Here is a 581-nt window from a genome sequence, read left to right as displayed (position 1 = left end):
ACGCCATAAGCAATGCTTTCAGCTCTAAATTCAATGAAGCCTCACCAATTTTTCTTGCTGAATTTCCCAATTGATTGCGGTAATTACAATCGGCTCCCGCCTCTAATAATAACCTAACACCTTCGATATTCTCATTGATTGCAGCAATCATTAATGGTGAGTTGTAAACATACTCCTGAGTAAGAAGTAAATTGGGATCACCTCCATTATCAAGAAGTAGCTTTAATATTTTGTTATTGGAGAAGTTAGCAGATGCAAAAACTGGGCTGTTCCCTTCATAATTCTGTATGTTGGGGAGCGCACCACTTGATAGTAAAGTTTTTACCAGTTCATGGTCACCAAGAAATGACGCCATGAGTAATAGTGACGCTCCACATGAATTGACTGTATTAACGTCCATTCCCTTCTTCAACAAACGTTGAGCATACGAGCTGCTTTTTCCCTCAATCATCTGATAAATTGCGATATTTATAGGACTACTAGGGTCGTTTCTGCTTTTGCAAGAACTTGAATCACTTGTCAAAAACACTATGGATAAAGCTGCTAGTAAAAATCGCTTCAAAATAATCCCTCCTAACGCC

At 38.7% G+C, this 581-nt stretch carries 1 protein-coding gene; it reads right to left on the bottom strand.

What is annotated here, in order from left to right:
* Window positions 1–562, bottom strand: a 562-nt coding sequence (locus R7M92_RS25055) for an ankyrin repeat domain-containing protein (RefSeq protein ID WP_318134583.1), incomplete at its 3' end; no start/stop codon positions are given.
* Window positions 563–581 lie beyond the last annotated feature (19 nt).

The sequence above is a fragment of the Vibrio sp. Vb2880 genome (assembly GCF_033337975.1).
Classification (GTDB): Bacteria; Pseudomonadota; Gammaproteobacteria; order Enterobacterales; family Vibrionaceae; genus Vibrio; species Vibrio alginolyticus.
The sequence above is the reverse complement of the archived record's forward strand: the minus strand, read 5'-3'. Positions and strand labels throughout refer to the sequence as shown.